Here is a 14,914-nt window from a genome sequence, read left to right as displayed (position 1 = left end):
CTCAGCGCGTCACTTCCGCCAGAACAGGTGGTGCACCACCCCGCTCGGGCTGGGGACCACGTCGAGGTGGAAGCGGTCGGTCAGCTCGTCCGGGGACTCCCACAGGCGGGCCCCGGAACCGAGCGTGATCGATGGGGCCACCACCACGTGCAAGGTGTCCACCAGGTCTGCCTCCAGGAAGGCGCGGATGGTCGTGGCGCCGCCACCGACGCGGACGTCCTTGCCCTGGGCCGCCTCCTTCGCCCCCTCCAGGACCTTGGCGGGGTCGTCGTCGACGAAATGGAAGGTCGTGTCCGACAAGGTGAAGGACGGGCGGGTGTGTTGGGTCATGACGAAGACCGGGGTGTGGAAGGGGGGCTCGTCGCCCCACCAGCCCTGCCACTCCTCGTTCTCCCAGGGGCCGCGCTGCGGGCCGAACTTGTTACGGCCCATGATCTCGGCGCCGATGTTGTGGTCGTAGTCGCGGATGAAGTAGTCGTCCAGTCCGCGGCTGCCGCCCGGCTCCGTCCGCATCTTCCAGCTGGCCGTGGTGCCGGCCCAGCTCATCAAACTCATCGGATCGGCGTGGCCGAAGGGCCGCTCCAGGCTCTGCCCCTCGCCCGCGCCGAATCCGTCGCTCGAGACGGTGAAGCTCTGAACCCGCAGCAACTGCGTCATGGTGCTACCTGCTCCCGTTCGGTGATCTCTGGTCATCGCTGTCGGAAGGGTAGACCCGCGGGCCCGGAAAAAGTCATCGCAGCCGTGCCCGCAGCACCTCCGCGATCTCGTCCATCCGCTCCGGCTGGTCAGATCTTGACGCAGGCAGTCGATGTCGTTGTTCTCCAGCGTGCCGCCGATGTACGGCGCCCACGCCTTCCGCGTCAGCCAGTCCTCGTCCCGGGGCGCGGCCGCCGTGAAGAACAGCGCGTCGCCATCGAAGACCCGTGTCTCGGGCTCGCGCATCAGGCGGGCGGTGTTCACGACAATGTCCACCCGACGGTGGTGACCGTTGCGGTGCTCAAGGCCGCGGGCCTCATTCCGTCGCCGTGAACGCCGCTGAGCAGGGCGGCGGCTGAGGGTGAGGGCTTCGTGTTCAGAGGCATCCGGCAGCTTGCTGGGCCTTGTTGGAGTGGGTGAGGCAGCGGGGCATGAGGGTGATGAAGGCCCAGTTGATGTGGGCTTCGGAGTGCTGGACAAGGCGTACGTAGTCTCCCGCGTTGCGGCGGGCCTGCATGTACCCGTGATGGACCGCTCGACTTTCCACCGGGTTTGACCACGACGAAGCCTTGGCGTCCTTGGGCCGGGCCACCGGCCGCAGGGCTACATTCAGCCGCTCGCCGGCCCAATGAACCAGGGCGCCGGCGTATCCGCGGCCCAAACCTGGGCGAGTTGGGGGTGAGGTGAAGGCGCAAGAGCAGGTCACGGGCTGCATCCCGGTCCTGGATCCCTGCAATGGAACAGCGGCGCCATCATGATCATCGAAGGCGCTCAACTCGGCGCTGCACGCCGCATCGCAAGCCGGGAAACAGGGACCGGGCGGCGGGCATCGTCAACTACCTTCCGCTGAACGCCAGTGGACACAGTCTGATCTATCGCGCGGCGGCAGATCCGACATGGGTGAAAAGTTTCTTCTGCTGCGCGGTCACGCTTCGCGGGCTGGGACTCCCTGGGGGAACAGGTGGGTGGCATGAGGCCGCCCGGAGCCTGGCTCGGTCACAGTGACCGCATCACGAACGGCTCGTCGGACCTGGTTCAGCCACTTCCTGGTCGTTGCGGTCATTCCTTGTGATCTCAATCCGCGCAGCCTGAATCTCCGTGATGGAAGCGGGATCTGTTGCGATGCGACCCCACTGTCCGATCCAGCAGTTCTGATCGACCCCGCGCCCAGCTCGGGAGTGGAGGCTCCTGCGAACGTCCTCGACGCGGTGCTGCCGCCTCCTGCTTAAGGAGCGGTGCTGCCGCCTCCCGCTTTAAAACCACCGCCCACGTCGGCCCTCAGGCTCGGACGGCGGCGAACTCCCTGCCGGAGACGGCACCTGGATCGCTGATCATCACGCGGGCCTCGCGAGCGGCGAGCGTGACGCCGTTCGGCGATTCGAACCCGGCCTCCCGGTGGGCGCCCTGATAGCGACTGATCGATGCCCGCATGATGACGCCCGTGCTGAGCCCGAGGAGAACGACGACAGCGAGCGACCCCAGCGTCAAGAACCCGGTATCGATGCCGGCCCAGGTCGACACGACCCCGGCCACGAGCCCTGCGAGAGCCACGTAGCCCAGGTAGAGGAGGACCCTGGACCTTCGCTCGCCGGAGGCGCTGGCACGCTGCAGCCCCTCCTCCATGGCGTCGAGCTGCTCGATCTTCGGCGTCCGCGTCGTTGCAAACTGCTGGAACAGCTGTTCGTGCTCCCTGCTGCCCCGGGACCGCTGCTTGATCACCGTTCCATCTGCGGCAATATGCCACTGGATCGTCCAGGGCTTCTTCTGTTCCACGCTTCACACCGCCTTGTCAGCAAGCGACGGCCTTCGCCTCGCCACGTCGGCGATGATGCTACTTCTTCCTGGCACGCCCCGAGCCGCTCTCCGATCAGGGCCTCTGGCCGCCCGCACCAAGCCGTTCCTGCTCCCCCTCAATGATCCGGCGGGCGAGCTCGGTGTCGGACACGTCCACCGCGTCCGACGTCACCTCGGCCCGGCGACGAGCCTGTCCCGCTGGTGGGACGCCCGGCTCGTCGAACTCCACGACGCGATCCTGCCACCCGACAACGGAGCGCAGGGCTGCGACCCGGAGTGCGCCGAGTAGCACACCGAGACCGGACGCTGCGAGATCGCGAGGAACCGATCTGTGACGCACGAAGCCCCCAGCCATCCGGCTGGGGGCCGTGTTTCGCGGCGGTGAAAGCTACTGGGTTACCGGGTCAGGGTGTACACCTTGCAGTCAGCGCAACCCTTGTGCCGACTGGCCTTGATGCCTTCGCCCTTAATGAACGCAGTCTTGGAGTTGCTGTGCCAGTCGTACCAGTGACCGGTTTGCGGGTCCTTGTAACTGACGTAGGCGTGGCCCGCGCAGCTGCCACCTGCGCGCTTATAGGTTTCGACGAACTGTGAGTTGATGACGCCACCGTAGGTGGTGCCGCAGCTGCGCTCCCAAGTGACCGACGCTGCCGACGCGGGCGCAGCTGCAAGCAGAACGCCCCCCAGAGCGGCGGCTACAGCCGCCCCGTACTTCGTTCGGGCACGCATATAAGTTCTCTCCCCCGATTTGCATGGACAGGCCGCGAAGGGCCCTGCAATTCCGGGCGGCAGCCTACCGGTTGACGCTGGCGACCAGAAGGTCACAGGGGGCGGGAAGCATCATGTGATTACGCCGCCTCGTAATGGTGGGCTCGCCCGCCGCGCCACTTCACCCAAGCCGGGTCGTCGAGCAGTCCCTCCGCGTCCGGTAGACCGGCACGGCGCAGGAACTCGGTCACGTCAGCATCCGCGTGCGCGAGGCCGAGAATCTCACCGCGCACCGTTACCCGTCGGCCGCCCGTCGGCGACGGCGTGTGCACGACGATCGGCGCTGCACCGGCCATACCTCCAGAGTGCGCCGGCTGGGTACGACGCGCTGTCCGAAGGCCAGCCCGTGCGGCGCCCCCGAGTCGCGGGCGGCTGCGAGGGCCCTTAGACCGGATGTATGAGCGACAACGAAGAGCAGGTCTACCGCCCCGGTGAGATCGTCCCCGAGTCCGGAATCTACGAGTGCGAGTGCGCGCAGCACCACCGGTACAGCGCCGACGTACGCGGCCATCGCTTCCCGCCCCTACAAGAGGGGTGCACGGGCTCTGGCTGGAAGCTCGTGATCTCCGCGCACGATTCCTGACCGCGCGCGGCGACCGGGATGATGCTTCGCCCGCTGGTGGAGCCGATGCTGGCTCAGGCCCGCGACCGTCTGCCTCCACCCGGCGCGCTCCCCGGTGAACTGATCTTCCAGCCCAAGTAGGACGGCTTTCGCGCGATCGTCTTCACGCGCTTCCCGGCGCACGGGCCCGTGCTGGTGCAGACCCGCCGCGGCAACCTCATCCAGGACCGATTCCCGGATCTGGTGCGCGCTGCGGCCGACCTGCCGCCCGGTCTGGTCCTGGACGGTGAATTGCTCGTCCCGTCCGAAAGGCCACATGTCCTTCGAGGCCCTGCAACGGCGCGCGGCCTCCAGCGGCCGCAACGCCGCCCGTCGCGCCGCCGAGTGCCCGCGCACTTCGGTCTTCGACGCTCTACAGGCGGATGGGGACCCCCTCTTGCGCGCCCCGTACGTCGAGCGCCGCGCACTGCTGGAAACGCTGTTCGCCGAGCACCAGCTGACCGCCCCCCCCTGGACGCTCTGCCCCGAGACAACCGATGCGACGCTCGCCCATGAGTGGCTCACCTCCTGGACCGACGTTCCCGGCATCGAGGGGGTCGTGGTGCGCGGTAGCCGTCAGCGTTACCTGCGCGGCGACCGCGCGCTGATCAAAGTGCGCCGCCGGGATTCGACCGAGACCATCCTCGGCGCCATCACCGGGACACCGAGCCGCCCCACAAGCCTGGTGCTGGGGCGCCTCGACGAGGCCGGGGTGCTGCGACCCGTAGGCCGGAGCACGCCGCTGCGGCCCGACGCCATGAGGCAGTTGACCTGGCAGTTGTCGGCGGCCGGGCCGGGCCACCCTGGGAAGGGGCGCGGTTCACCGCCTCGTGGGGGTCACGGACGCCCCTCGACGTCGTTCTAGTAGAGCCGAACTGGTCGCTGAGATCACGGTCGACACGGCCCAGGAGCGGGGAGCGTGGCGGCACCCGGCGCGCTTCGTCCGACTCCGCCTGGACGTCGCCCCTGCGGACGTGCCGCCTCCCGGGGCGGGCGCGCGCCCGCCCCGGGAACCACCAAGGTAGCGGCGCCCCCGGGAGGGGCTGACGAAAGCAGCTCCTCAGATGACGGAGTAGGAGTCGGGCCCTCCATCCAGGGGCCAAACGGAGCAACTGAGCACGCGCAACCGGGGCGCGGGATTGGTGCGATGGCGGTGTCCCTACCTCTACTGAGTAAGGCAACTCATGCGCACACGGAACCTCGCCACCACCGCCCTTCTCACAGGTGTCCTCGCCCTGGCAGGTGGAACCGACGCCCACGCCGCCGTACCGGCCCCCACAGGGAGCACCAGCGGCAGCAAACAGCCGTGCGAAGGCACTCCATTCGAGGACATCGCAGCCGTATTGGGCGCGGGGGCATGTGAGGACGGCGTGGACGATGTCGAGCCGACCGGGGAGGACGACGCGGACGCAGCCGCGGACGCCGGGGAGGAGATCGTGGACGACGCGGTGGGTTAGCAGCGAATCACTGCGCCCTTCCAATGATGCGCTCACTCCAGCAGCCCGAGGGCCGTGTCTGGTCGGCAGTGCGGGCAAGGGTCGACGTTCTCGGCGAGCGCGCGGCGTGCCTCATCCCGGGTGATGGGGCTCGTCCGCTTCCTCCCGCTCCAGCAGTCCCGACGTGGACGTATACGGGCTTGTGTCCGCTCAGGCCCTGCTCGATGAGTCCGGGGCCGGCGGCCGGGCGACGGCACCTCGCGCCCGCTCGTCTTCGCGCCGCTCTGCGTCCGCGATCCATCGCTTGGTGCGCGCGAGGTCCCGTTCCTGCACGCGTTCCAGGAAGCGGAGCGCGGCGAGCTCGTCAAGCGGAAGTTGATCGTTCACATGCGCGAGTCCAGGGCGTTGACCTGCGCCAGTCGGGGCGGGTCATTCCTGTCCTCTGACAGGTGATCTTGACTGTTTGCCAGGTGAGTTTGACCGGCGTGAAGACCTCAGGTCAGGTGTAGACGTTGCGTCCGTACTCCTCGCGGCTCACCTGGAAGTCGTCCGGCCGGTCGCGGCGGAGCTCCTCGTACCGGACCCCGAAGATGTCGATCGCTTCGTGGAGCGTGCAGCCGGAGGCGTCCATGATTGCCTTGAGCGCCAGGACGACCCGGTGGTCCAGGATGTGGCGGTCCACGTTCTCAGGTGGGTTTTCCATCGGCTGACCGTACCGACAGGCGTTTTGACGGCGCCGGTCAATATCGCCTGACAAACGGTCAAGGTCACCTGTCAGAGGACAATTCCGGGTGGGGCACCCACCACCGGAAGCGGTGCGACGCCGGTGGGCACCCGAATAGCCACGTCCCGCATCTGCCTGGTGGCGGAAAGTGTCCGCCTCTTCGAGGGTAGCCATAGTTCCCCCCGCAGAAAGGAAACCCTCCCCGCCATGCGACTCACACGCAGCAGAATCACTCTCTCCCTGGCCGTCGCCGTCTCCCTGAGCGCCGGCGCGGCCGCCATTGGGGCGGCGCCCGCCTTCGCCGCCGAGCAGAACCGCGCCGCGACCGCGCCGGTCGACGACGAGCGCACGCTCCGCATCGAGCGCGGCCTCGGCACGCTCTACACCGCGATCGGCGAACTGGCCTCGAACGGCGCGACCGGCCAGGCCGACCAGCAGGACCGGGCCGCGGTCAAGGCCGCGCTCGACGAGGTGTCCGCCGCAGCGCCCGCCCCGGCACCGGAGCCCGGCAAGTCGCTCGCAGACGCGATCGACGCCGTGTTGGGGGCCGTCACAGGCGGGGACTCGACCGAGCTGGTCACCGCGATGCAGGCCATCCAGCAGGCTGCGGACGGGCTGGTGGCCTCGGTCAGCCCGGCCGAGCTCGGCACCGGCGTGCCGCAGGCGCCGAAGACACCGGCCTCGACCGAGCTCACGGACATCACGTCGCTGCCCGACCCCATGAAGCTCACGGACATCACGTAGCTCCCGACGCCATGAAGCTCACGGGATGCACGCGGCGATCCCCTGTGAGAAGCGTGATGTACACCCATGGGCGCCGACGCATTCCCGCAGCATCGGCGCCCATAGTCGGGCTGCGCCGACCGCGGAGGGGAGCTCGTCGCAGGCGGCACGCCCAACCTTCCACCACCCTCTCCCCGCGGGCCCCAGAACGGACCGATGGGGGCGCAATTCCTCTACGCCGCGAGGCTCCCGCAACAGGCGCGAGGCCCGTTCAACCCGGCTACTCGACCGGATCCTCGTCGGCGTGCCGTCCGGCCTTCTTCGTCGCCATCTCGACCTCATGCCGCGGCTGACCCGTCTCCATGGAGTGCGCGGTGACGGCCGCCTGGAACGACTCGGCCGCAGCTGCCCACAGGCGCCATTGCGCGGCGTACTCCTCGCCGTCGAGGCCAGCGAGACCGGCTCGTGCTTCCTCGGCGGATCGTCCCAGCATGATCAATTCGTCGGTGATGTCAGCCACCCGTGGATCTTAAGCGGGCAGCACGAAGCCCCCACCTCGACGCGAGGCAGGGGCTCCGGTTTGCACGGCTACGCGCTGGCGGCGAGCCGCCGACGACGTTCCTTCACGGCGCCCACGAACAGGCCGGTAACCTCCAGAAACCGCCGAGCGCGCTGGCATATCCGGCGACAGCGCCATACACGCGGAGCTCTCGACGAACGGGAAAATCAAGCAAGTTGAGATCCCGCTCGAATAAGACCCGCACCCGACCGTCGCTGCCACACTGAAAACTTGCGCCGGGTCGCGCCCGGCATGAGGCCCCGCCGCGCTCAACCCCCAGCCGCTGCGGGGCCGCTCTGCTAGGGCCTAAATAACCTCAGTGGCTATCCAAGTAGCTACCCACAGAGGTAGAAGAGGTGCCGGGCTCCGGAGCCCACAGCAGGCCATAGACGCCGAACGCTAGGGCAGCGACACTGGTTACGGCGATAGCAATTCGCAGCTTAGTCATAGAGATTCCTCCTTCTACCAGCTCGGTTCAGCTGCAACCGGGCCAGTTCTTGACATGCTGGGCCTTCCAGGCCGTGAGCTTGTTGTCAACCCTGGAGTCCACTGCCGAGGACTTTCCGTGCCCCATGACGAACATAGAGTCCTTACCTCGGCACTTCGAGTCAAGAATACGATATGTGTCGATAACCCAATCAGAGCGGTTATTCACCCACGACGATGTCTTGTTGTCGAATCCCCAGTTGGCGGCATATCCGACGCTGGTGTCCTTGAACTGCCAGCGCTTGCCCTTGAAGTTCTTGTACTGGTAGAAGCAGAACCAGTCCGAGTTGGGGGTCCACCCCGAGGGGCAGCCCTGGACTGCGGACCGCAGTCCGACGTTGTCATTCGGATCGGTGTCCAGGTTGTAGCTCTGCGCCTGACGCAGGTGAGTTCCTGTTCCGAGGTTGTCTGGAGCCTCGCCGGTAACCGGGTTGGGGAAAACGACGACTGCACCGTCGTCGTAGGCGACGGCGTAGTCCGAAACCTGCGTGCCGCCGTACTCGGCTATTTGCTCATCGATCGACTCCTGGAGGCGCTCGCTGGAGGTGTCGGCCTGGGCGGCGGAAGTGGTCAGGGCACTGAGGGCGAGGACGGCAACTGCCGTGGCGCTGGCAGCGAGCGAGCGATTCACTTAGGGAACTCCGAGCGGTTGATCTTGATTGAACAGGCACGGACGCTACCAGCAGTGAACTTATCGAACTTTCCTATGCATCTCATGAGCAAGACCCAGCAAACGGACACACGTGGACGGAACGTGCGTCAACTTGTGCTCATCGACGCGCCGTTGCCGCCCTCAAGGACGTCGCACACCGCGCTTTGCGGCCGACATGTCCGTTATTGGATCTTTATGGGAACGGCTAGCGAGGGGCGCCATCGGAAGGCTTGGGATGGGACGGCACCGCGAACGAGCCCCACCGCCTCCCCGGTGAGGCTTCGCCGTTCACGCCCCCGCTGGCGCCCGGTCCCGCTACGCACCGGGCCTCACATACGCCCGGGGGAACCATGCGCCGCACCACCGTGATCACCGCCGCCGCGCTCGCCGTGGCCGGGGCCTAACCGCACTCGTCGTCTGGCTCATGCAGCCCTCGTACAACGAGATCGTGAAGGGCTGCGCCAAGGCCCTCGCGGAGCAGTACAAGCATGACGGCGAGGGGAAGCCGGAAGCTTGCGACGACGTGAAGGAAGACGACTACACCGCGATCGTCGCGAACGCCGCAATGGGGGATCTGGGCTGGCTCGACGAGGACGGCCGGTTCGACAAGAACAAGATGCTGGAGGACTCGCTCGACGACTAGGCCGGCCAAGGCCGGGAAGCACGACGTGGCGGGTTGCTCAAGCCAGTTCGCACGCGCGGTTGCATCGGGCGTCGAGCATGGCGGCGAACTGCCGCACAAGGTCATGGGTGCAGTTCCGCTCCGCCGTTCGGTGGAGGGCCCACCGTGGCGACGGTACCCAGGCGTGATGCCCGGGCGCCCGTCGCGGAGCACCGTGGAACCGGCCGACGACAGTCGTCGGCCGGTGAGGATTTTCCAGGAAAGAGTGGATGACCCGCATGGTGAGGCCAGCAGCAGCTCGGATGATCGTGGCCCTGGGCAGTGTGGCTGCCGCGCCCTATATCGCTCTGAAAATGTACTGGGCATTCGGCGGCAGGGCGGGGCTTGCGGACGGGTTCGATGTGGTGGGTGAGTTCGAGAAGAACGGTGCCCCCGATGCTTTGGTGTGGCTGGAACAACACGGCATCGACTTCACGGCCGTGCTGGCGCTGGCTGGGGTGATGCTGGCATTTGCCCTCGTGCGGCCATGGGGACGAAGACTCCCCCGGTGGCTGTTGCTCGTCCCGGCCTGGGCGGGAACGCTGTTGATCCCCTACGGCCTGCTGACTGCTGCAGTTGGGCTCACCAGGAACGGCAGTCACGCCGCGCCGTCGATGACGCAGTGGGTGGTGCCCGCCGGGGCCGGCGCGTTCGTGGGCATCGGAACAGCCCTGGGCATCGGTGCCTGGTCACACCTGAACCATCACGCTGTTACTGAACGCATGCCGCGTTGAAGGGGGGGTGGCGATAGCGGAGCTGCGTCCTCATCGACATCCCGCGGCTCCGACCTCCTGGATCCTGAATCGTCACTCCGCAGTAATCCGACTGCCTCAAAGATCACTCCGTTAGGAGTTCTCAGGTAGGTGTGCGTGGGAGTGCTGCCGGGGCTGAGTCACCTTCGCGGTCGTGGAGAAGCTCCGCTCGGACCAGGTGCGGAGCCTCCTTGTGTGCAGCGGCAGCGCGGAGGCCATGGAACTGGCCGAGCGGGCCGACCTCGTGGTGGACGGCCCGTAAGGCGTGGTGGAGCTACTGGCTGCTTTGGTGGCTCAACTCCCTTGATCCGCACCGAGGTTGGGCGATGGAGGGATCGTGTTGCCGAAGTAGTCGCGGGTGGTCCCATCGTCGACGGCCGTGCCCTGCCCGCGAGCGGGCGATCCGGGCTTCAGCCGTACGTCGTCGGGGACGCGGGGTGTGGTGGAGACGAACCGCGGGTCGGCGTTGACCCCCGAGGCGTCCCGTGGCTGAGAGGTCCGCCAGTACAGGTTGTCGGTGAAGGTGCTGACGGTGTCCTTGATGGGTGACCCGGCGCCGGGGGCACCCACAAAGATGTTGTCGCGGAAGGTGACACCGGTGGGCCCGTTGTTGGAGACGAGAGCGGTGTCGGCGCGGTCGGTGACCACGGTGTTCCGGTAGACCTGCGTATCGGTCGTGGCCCCGCAGACGACGGAGATCACGGCGTACGGAGAAGTCGTGTTCCGGTCGTTGACGCTGATGTTGTCGTGGATGCGGTTGCCGTCGCTGACCTTGCCCTCGCCGTTGCAGACGAGCAGAAAGCCGCCTTCGTTGTCGTGGCTGTAGTTGTAGCGGTAGGTGTTGCGGACGTTGCCGCCGTCGATGTCGTACGCCATCGAGTCCCGTGTCCCGTGGCCGCCGGTGACCTCGTTGTACTGGTAGAGCGCGTCCTGCGACTCCCAGGCCCAGATGCCCGCGTTGTAGCCCGCCGAGCGCATGTTGAAGCCGTCCACGTAGTTGTGCTCGACGCGGGCCTTGCGGGTCTCGTGGATGACGATGCCGTCGCCGCCGACGTCGTACGCCTTGTTCCGTACGAACTCCACCCCGCTGGAGAGGAGTTCGGCGTCGGCGTCCGTGCCGCTGCCCCAGGTCGACATGGTGCCGATGCCGGTGCGGTCGACGCGGCGGACGGTGGAGTCCTCGACGCGGAGTCCGTTGAAGCGGGTGGGGGTGGAGTTGCCCTGTACGACGAAGAGGATCCCGCCGGAGGGGTCGGGGTCCTTGACGTCGGCGCCGTTCACGTCGTGGACGTCCACTCCGTCGACGAGGAAGTGGTCGGCGGTGCCGTAGTCGGTGAGCTGGACGTAGAGGCCTGCGCGGCGCTCGGTGGTGGTGGCTGGGCCCGTGTTGGAGAGATCGAGGTTCCGGATCTCCCACTGCTCGGTGTTAACCAGGTGCAGGGCCGCGCGGGCGCCGTTCGCCTCGATGCGGGGTTTTGCCTTCCCGCGTCCGTAGGCGTCGATCACCACGGGGGCGCCTGCCGCACCCGCACCTTTGGGAGCCAGAACCCCCGTGCAGCTTGTGCTGCGTTTCAGCCGGAGCTGGTCGCCGGGTCGGAAGGTGTGGGCGCTGGCCTTCTTCAGGGTGCGCCAAGCGGTCCCTGCGGTGGTTCCGGATGCGGAGTCGTCGCCCTTCTCACAGTCGACGTAGTAGCTCTTGCCTGGCTTTGCGGCGGAGGCGGGTGTGGCTGCTGTTGCCGCCAGGGTGATGGCGGTGAGGGCCACGAGGCTTGTGCGGCGTACGGACATGCGGGGAACGTAGCGATCCAGGGTGCCAACGGCCCATGGACAAACGTGGGCCGGGGTTGGACGGATCAGATCTCGGGCCTGGACCCCTGATGTCGGACGCACGAGACACTGGATCCTGAGGATCTGAGAACGGACATCTCGTGGTCATGAAGCACTACTCGCCGGAGTTCAAGGCGGACGCGGTCGCGCTGTACGAGTCGCGGCCTGATGCGACGTTCAGGTCGGTCGCCGCCGATCTGGGGGTCAATCCGGAGACGCTGCGGAACTGGGTGAGGGCTGCCAGAGCGAGCCGTCCGCGGGGACGCCGGACGCCGGAACCGGCCCAGCGGCCGACCCCGCTGGAGGAGGAACGCGAGATCCTGCGGAAGGCGGCGAAGTATTTCGCCGGGGAGACGCGCTGGTGAACCGCTTCCAGTGTGTCGCCGACCTTCAGCGCCGCTACGGCGTGAAGCGGCTGTGCAGCGTCCTCGGCGTGGGCCGCTCGAGTTTCTACTACTGGCGCCGGACAGCCGCAGACCGGGCTGCCCGGCAGGCGGCTGACGCACAACTGGCCGCCCGAATACGGGCGGTGCACCGGGAATCGGACGGCGCTTACGGAGCCCCGAGGATCACCGCCGAGCTCCGCGAGACCAACGGCGAGGCGGCCAACCACAAGCGGGTCGCCAGGATCATGCGGGAGTCCGGCATCGAAGGGATCCGGTTGCACCGCCGGCACCGCACCACCGTCCCCGATCCGGCTGCAGCCAAGGCTCCGGACCTGATCCGCCGCGGCTTCACCGCAGGCACGCCGAACACCAAGTACGTCGGCGACATCACCTACCTGCCCCTCGACGGTGGGAAGTTCTGCTACTTGGCCACCGTCATCGACCTCGCCTCGCGCCGTCTGGCAGGCTGGGCAATCGCCGACCACATGCGCGCGGACCTCGTGACCGACGCCCTGGCCGCGGCCGTCCGCACCCGCGGCAGTCTCGCCGGATCGATCATGCACACCGATCACGGAGCCCAGTACACGAGCAGGGCCTTCGCTGAAGCCTGCAGGTCGGCAGGGGTTCGGCAAAGTATGAGCGCGGTCGGGTCCAGCGCGGACAACGCACTCGCCGAGTCCTTCAACGCAACCATCAAACGCGAGGCCCTGCAGGGCCGAAAGAGTTGGCCGGGCGAACGCGAGGCCCGACTCGACGCATTCAGATGGCTCCACCGCTACAACACCCGGCGCCGACACTCCCACCTCGGACAGCGATCACCCATCGCCTTTGAGAACGCCTTCCACCTCACAACAACTACGCTGGCACCAGCCGCATAACCCGTGTTCAGATTTCGGGGTCAAGGCCCCCCCGACTTCACCCCGCCCCGTACACCGACGAACGAACGTACAACCCCAGTGACACAGGTCTTCATCCCCCCAGAAGTCCGTCACCCGTTCGGGCCCGCCCTGCTGCGGGCACCGCTCTCGCCACTGAGCGTGGGGGCATGACGAGGACCAAGAACGGCGGCCTGGACGGCGACCCCCGAACCGGCTTCCTCAGCGAGCGTCGCCCTTGGCGGACGGGGCGATGTCCTCGACCTTCAGGGTGCGCCTCTGGGCCTGTTCGGTGACAGTCGCCACCTCTTGGAGCGCCTGCGCGAGCGAGGCTCAGCCGCCTGCGACGAGCAGCCGGTCGGTGGTTCCCTGCGGGTCGATGATCAGTGCCCCGTCGAGGCCGCGGTCGCGGATCTCCTTGACCGCGCTCGCCTCGCCCTTGACGGCGCACGGCTTGATCGGATCGCCCGGCAGTCCGCAGAGCTGCTGCACGGCCTGCGCGGTGACCGGTTCGGCAGGAGATGCTACGGCCAGGGGGATCTCGTGCGGTTTCGGTTGGCGGAAGGCGCCGACGTACTACGCAATGAAGGCCAGTTGCAGCGCCAGCACCCCGAGGAGCAGCAACGCCGCCCAGGTGGTGACCGCGTCTTTGGCCCGCGGCCTCTCCTCGTTCTACCTGGTCGTCGGGTGGTATGTGGGCGGCTACCTGTGCGCCTCGATCCTCGCCATCAGCGCCGGGGCCAGGTCGTCCAACCTTGCGCGCGCCCTGATCAGGCTCGGTGCCGTACTGGCGTACTCGGTCGCCGCCGGGCTGCTCGGGGCAGTGATCGCGGGGCCGGTCCTCGGCGCGCTGCCCGGCAGCATCATGGCGCTCTGGGGTGTTGGCACCTTGCTGGTCTTCGCGGTCGGCGCGATCACGCTCGCCTTCCAGGGCCTCGCGGGCGTCGTCGGTATCGGCCTGACGATCCTCGCGATCGTCGTCCTGGGCAATCCGAGTGCGGGCGGCGCCTATCCGCATCCGCTGCTGCCACCGTTCTCGCGGGTGATCGGGCCCGCCCTGCCACCGGGCGCGGGCACCTTCGCGGCACGCTCGATCGCGTACTTCAAGGGCAACGGCGTGGGTGGACCGATGCCCGTACTGGCCGCCTGGGCGGTGATCGGGACGGCTGTCACGCTGCTCAGTGCGCTGCTCCGGCAGGAGAAGAAGGACCTCGACGAGGCCCCGGTACTAGAGAAGAAGTCCTCGGCATGAGCTTTTTGAACCGGTCGGGGCCCGCCGCCCAGGCGGTCTCGGTCAAGCGGATGGAGCCCTCCGCGCAGGCCCAACTGGGTCCGCTCGGACTCACCGGGTTCATCGTGGTCACGACGATCGCCACCGGGATCGACGCCGGGATCTTCCCGGAGGAGCTCGTCCACTCCGTACTGCCGCTGGTGGGCTTCTTCGTCGGCGGCCTCGCCCAGCTGCTCGCCGGGCTCTTCCAGGCCCAGCGCGGTGACACCTGGCACGCCACGGTCTTCGGCGGCTTCGGCCTTTTCTGGATGGCAAAGGCGCTGATGCTGGAGTGGGTGCTGCCGGGTCTCGACCCCGCGCTGCACGGCGACGCGATGGGGCTATTCACACTGCCCTGGGTGTTCGTGGTCTTCGTGCTCTGGCTGGCGACCTGGCGCATCCATGTGGCGCTGCTGTTCACCTTCACCTGTGTCCTGGTGGTCTTCATCGCGATGACCTGCAACGGCTTCACCGGACACGTCATATGGAACCGGGTCGCGGGCTGGTCGGGCCTGTGCGCAGCGGCGGGTGCGCTGTATCTCCTGGCCGGGCAGGTGCTGGCCTCCACCTGGGGCCGCAACGTCCTGCCGATGGGCCGCTTCATCGCCCCTGCCATGCCGGAGGAGCACCCGGAGCCGTGATCCAGCCCGTCCGGCGTTCGAGGACAATCTTTTGAAGCCGTACGAAAGGGCCCGCCCGGCGTG

21 protein-coding genes and 2 pseudogenes are annotated in these 14,914 nt (G+C 67.6%); 12 read left to right on the top strand and 11 right to left on the bottom strand.

What is annotated here, in order from left to right:
• Positions 1–9: 9 nt before the first annotated feature.
• Positions 10–657 (bottom strand): dihydrofolate reductase family protein, encoded by a 648-nt coding sequence (locus AC5P1C_RS34960; RefSeq protein WP_493870005.1) that lies wholly within the window; start codon positions 655–657, stop codon positions 10–12.
• 135 nt (positions 658–792) lie between these two features.
• Here AC5P1C_RS34960 and AC5P1C_RS34955 point away from each other — a divergent pair, with 135 nt between their 5' ends.
• On the top strand, positions 793–1,029 hold the full coding sequence (locus AC5P1C_RS34955; protein ID WP_493870004.1) for a hypothetical protein: 237 nt from the start codon (positions 793–795) through the stop codon (positions 1,027–1,029).
• A 43-nt stretch (positions 1,030–1,072) separates the two neighbouring features.
• On the opposite strand, the gene AC5P1C_RS34950 is transcribed toward AC5P1C_RS34955, so the two are convergent.
• Positions 1,073–1,213: a hypothetical protein gene (locus tag AC5P1C_RS34950; protein ID WP_493870003.1), complete on the bottom strand. Its 141-nt coding sequence runs from the start codon at positions 1,211–1,213 to the stop codon at positions 1,073–1,075.
• A gap of 761 nt (positions 1,214–1,974) precedes the next feature.
• Positions 1,975–2,469, bottom strand: coding sequence for a hypothetical protein (locus AC5P1C_RS34945; RefSeq protein WP_493870002.1), 495 nt, complete (start codon positions 2,467–2,469; stop codon positions 1,975–1,977).
• 13 nt (positions 2,470–2,482) lie between these two features.
• Between AC5P1C_RS34945 and AC5P1C_RS34940 the strand changes: the two genes are divergently transcribed.
• Positions 2,483–2,779, top strand: a complete 297-nt coding sequence (locus tag AC5P1C_RS34940; protein WP_493870001.1) for a hypothetical protein — start codon at positions 2,483–2,485, stop codon at positions 2,777–2,779.
• Positions 2,780–3,338: 559 nt separating this feature from the next.
• On the opposite strand, the gene AC5P1C_RS34935 is transcribed toward AC5P1C_RS34940, so the two are convergent.
• Positions 3,339–3,554: a hypothetical protein gene (locus tag AC5P1C_RS34935; protein WP_493870000.1), complete on the bottom strand. Its 216-nt coding sequence runs from the start codon at positions 3,552–3,554 to the stop codon at positions 3,339–3,341.
• A 101-nt stretch (positions 3,555–3,655) separates the two neighbouring features.
• On the opposite strand from AC5P1C_RS34935, the gene AC5P1C_RS34930 reads away from it, so the two are divergent.
• The 3 genes from AC5P1C_RS34930 to AC5P1C_RS34920 all read left to right on the top strand — a co-directional run bounded on the left by AC5P1C_RS34930 (position 3,656) and on the right by AC5P1C_RS34920 (position 5,316).
• Positions 3,656–3,841, top strand: a complete 186-nt coding sequence (locus tag AC5P1C_RS34930; protein WP_493869999.1) for a hypothetical protein — start codon at positions 3,656–3,658, stop codon at positions 3,839–3,841.
• Between the two features lie 295 nt (positions 3,842–4,136).
• Complete coding sequence (locus AC5P1C_RS34925) at positions 4,137–4,724, top strand: ATP-dependent DNA ligase (protein ID WP_493869998.1); 588 nt, start codon at positions 4,137–4,139, stop codon at positions 4,722–4,724.
• Between the two features lie 319 nt (positions 4,725–5,043).
• Positions 5,044–5,316 carry a hypothetical protein gene (locus AC5P1C_RS34920; RefSeq protein WP_493869997.1) on the top strand — a complete coding sequence of 91 codons (273 nt, stop codon included), beginning with the start codon at positions 5,044–5,046 and terminating at the stop codon, positions 5,314–5,316.
• Between the two features lie 32 nt (positions 5,317–5,348).
• Here the strand turns inward: AC5P1C_RS34920 and AC5P1C_RS34915 are convergent, their stop codons facing one another.
• The 3 genes from AC5P1C_RS34915 to AC5P1C_RS34905 all read right to left on the bottom strand — a co-directional run bounded on the left by AC5P1C_RS34915 (position 5,349) and on the right by AC5P1C_RS34905 (position 5,998).
• Positions 5,349–5,552: a DUF6233 domain-containing protein gene (locus tag AC5P1C_RS34915; RefSeq protein ID WP_493869996.1), complete on the bottom strand. Its 204-nt coding sequence runs from the start codon at positions 5,550–5,552 to the stop codon at positions 5,349–5,351.
• Entirely contained in the window at positions 5,506–5,682 is a 177-nt protein-coding gene (locus AC5P1C_RS34910; protein ID WP_493870007.1) for a hypothetical protein, read from the bottom strand. The genes AC5P1C_RS34915 and AC5P1C_RS34910 overlap by 47 nt, the downstream gene beginning before the upstream one ends.
• A 112-nt stretch (positions 5,683–5,794) precedes the next feature.
• A complete protein-coding gene (locus AC5P1C_RS34905; RefSeq protein ID WP_493869995.1) occupies positions 5,795–5,998 on the bottom strand; it encodes a hypothetical protein in 204 nt (67 codons plus the stop codon).
• Between the two features lie 228 nt (positions 5,999–6,226).
• Here AC5P1C_RS34905 and AC5P1C_RS34900 point away from each other — a divergent pair, with 228 nt between their 5' ends.
• Positions 6,227–6,763, top strand: a complete 537-nt coding sequence (locus AC5P1C_RS34900) for a hypothetical protein (protein WP_493869994.1) — start codon at positions 6,227–6,229, stop codon at positions 6,761–6,763.
• Positions 6,764–7,022: 259 nt separating this feature from the next.
• Here the strand turns inward: AC5P1C_RS34900 and AC5P1C_RS34895 are convergent, their stop codons facing one another.
• On the bottom strand, positions 7,023–7,262 hold the full coding sequence (locus AC5P1C_RS34895) for a hypothetical protein (protein WP_493869993.1): 240 nt from the start codon (positions 7,260–7,262) through the stop codon (positions 7,023–7,025).
• 514 nt (positions 7,263–7,776) lie between these two features.
• Positions 7,777–8,418, bottom strand: coding sequence for a peptidase inhibitor family I36 protein (locus AC5P1C_RS34890; RefSeq protein ID WP_493869992.1), 642 nt, complete (start codon positions 8,416–8,418; stop codon positions 7,777–7,779).
• Between the two features lie 445 nt (positions 8,419–8,863).
• Between AC5P1C_RS34890 and AC5P1C_RS34885 the strand changes: the two genes are divergently transcribed.
• The 3 genes and pseudogenes from AC5P1C_RS34885 to AC5P1C_RS34875 form a co-directional block, all read left to right on the top strand.
• Positions 8,864–9,082, top strand: coding sequence for a hypothetical protein (locus tag AC5P1C_RS34885; RefSeq protein ID WP_493869991.1), 219 nt, complete (start codon positions 8,864–8,866; stop codon positions 9,080–9,082).
• Positions 9,083–9,330: 248 nt separating this feature from the next.
• The gene (locus tag AC5P1C_RS34880; protein ID WP_493869990.1) at positions 9,331–9,834 is read left to right on the top strand and encodes a hypothetical protein; all 504 of its coding nucleotides are present in this window, start codon (positions 9,331–9,333) and stop codon (positions 9,832–9,834) included.
• A 163-nt stretch (positions 9,835–9,997) separates the two neighbouring features.
• A pseudogene (locus tag AC5P1C_RS34875) lies at positions 9,998–10,114 on the top strand (trehalose-phosphatase); the annotation flags it as partial.
• A gap of 32 nt (positions 10,115–10,146) precedes the next feature.
• On the opposite strand, the gene AC5P1C_RS34870 reads toward AC5P1C_RS34875, so the two are convergent.
• Positions 10,147–11,640, bottom strand: a complete 1,494-nt coding sequence (locus AC5P1C_RS34870; RefSeq protein ID WP_493869989.1) for a right-handed parallel beta-helix repeat-containing protein — start codon at positions 11,638–11,640, stop codon at positions 10,147–10,149.
• A gap of 140 nt (positions 11,641–11,780) precedes the next feature.
• Here AC5P1C_RS34870 and AC5P1C_RS34865 point away from each other — a divergent pair.
• Positions 11,781–12,943, top strand: a protein-coding gene (locus AC5P1C_RS34865; RefSeq protein ID WP_493869988.1) for an IS3 family transposase whose coding sequence is annotated in 2 segments (ribosomal slippage) — positions 11,781–12,030 and positions 12,030–12,943 — 1,164 coding nt in all. Because the reading frame shifts where the segments join, the coding sequence is not laid out codon by codon here.
• Positions 12,944–13,273: 330 nt separating this feature from the next.
• Here the strand turns inward: AC5P1C_RS34865 and AC5P1C_RS34860 are convergent.
• A complete protein-coding gene (locus AC5P1C_RS34860) occupies positions 13,274–13,432 on the bottom strand; it encodes a hypothetical protein (protein WP_493869987.1) in 159 nt (52 codons plus the stop codon).
• A 160-nt stretch (positions 13,433–13,592) separates the two neighbouring features.
• Here AC5P1C_RS34860 and AC5P1C_RS34855 point away from each other — a divergent pair.
• Together AC5P1C_RS34855 and AC5P1C_RS34850 are read left to right on the top strand one after the other, a co-directional pair.
• Positions 13,593–14,192: pseudogene (locus AC5P1C_RS34855) on the top strand (DUF3533 domain-containing protein); the annotation flags it as partial.
• Positions 14,189–14,851 (top strand): acetate uptake transporter, encoded by a 663-nt coding sequence (locus AC5P1C_RS34850; RefSeq protein WP_493869986.1) that lies wholly within the window; start codon positions 14,189–14,191, stop codon positions 14,849–14,851. The pseudogene AC5P1C_RS34855 and the gene AC5P1C_RS34850, both read left to right, overlap by 4 nt.
• Positions 14,852–14,914 lie beyond the last annotated feature (63 nt).

The organism is Streptomyces sp. A18 (genome assembly GCF_059026065.1).
The sequence above is the reverse complement of the archived record's forward strand: the minus strand, read 5'-3'. Positions and strand labels throughout refer to the sequence as shown.

What these genes read in the sequence shown, in the direction of transcription:
- AC5P1C_RS34960 (WP_493870005.1), bottom strand. Translation starts at nt 657, where the DNA reads ATGACGCAGTTGCTGCGGGTTCAGAGCTTCACCGTCTCGAGCGACGGA.
- AC5P1C_RS34925 (WP_493869998.1), top strand. Translation starts at nt 4,137, where the DNA reads ATGTCCTTCGAGGCCCTGCAACGGCGCGCGGCCTCCAGCGGCCGCAAC.
- AC5P1C_RS34950 (WP_493870003.1), bottom strand. Translation starts at nt 1,213, where the DNA reads ATGCAGGCCCGCCGCAACGCGGGAGACTACGTACGCCTTGTCCAGCAC.
- AC5P1C_RS34870 (WP_493869989.1), bottom strand. Translation starts at nt 11,640, where the DNA reads ATGTCCGTACGCCGCACAAGCCTCGTGGCCCTCACCGCCATCACCCTG.
- AC5P1C_RS34880 (WP_493869990.1), top strand. Translation starts at nt 9,331, where the DNA reads ATGACCCGCATGGTGAGGCCAGCAGCAGCTCGGATGATCGTGGCCCTG.
- AC5P1C_RS34885 (WP_493869991.1), top strand. Translation starts at nt 8,864, where the DNA reads ATGCAGCCCTCGTACAACGAGATCGTGAAGGGCTGCGCCAAGGCCCTC.
- AC5P1C_RS34900 (WP_493869994.1), top strand. Translation starts at nt 6,227, where the DNA reads ATGCGACTCACACGCAGCAGAATCACTCTCTCCCTGGCCGTCGCCGTC.
- AC5P1C_RS34920 (WP_493869997.1), top strand. Translation starts at nt 5,044, where the DNA reads ATGCGCACACGGAACCTCGCCACCACCGCCCTTCTCACAGGTGTCCTC.
- AC5P1C_RS34850 (WP_493869986.1), top strand. Translation starts at nt 14,189, where the DNA reads ATGAGCTTTTTGAACCGGTCGGGGCCCGCCGCCCAGGCGGTCTCGGTC.
- AC5P1C_RS34935 (WP_493870000.1), bottom strand. Translation starts at nt 3,554, where the DNA reads ATGGCCGGTGCAGCGCCGATCGTCGTGCACACGCCGTCGCCGACGGGC.
- AC5P1C_RS34905 (WP_493869995.1), bottom strand. Translation starts at nt 5,998, where the DNA reads ATGGAAAACCCACCTGAGAACGTGGACCGCCACATCCTGGACCACCGG.
- AC5P1C_RS34930 (WP_493869999.1), top strand. Translation starts at nt 3,656, where the DNA reads ATGAGCGACAACGAAGAGCAGGTCTACCGCCCCGGTGAGATCGTCCCC.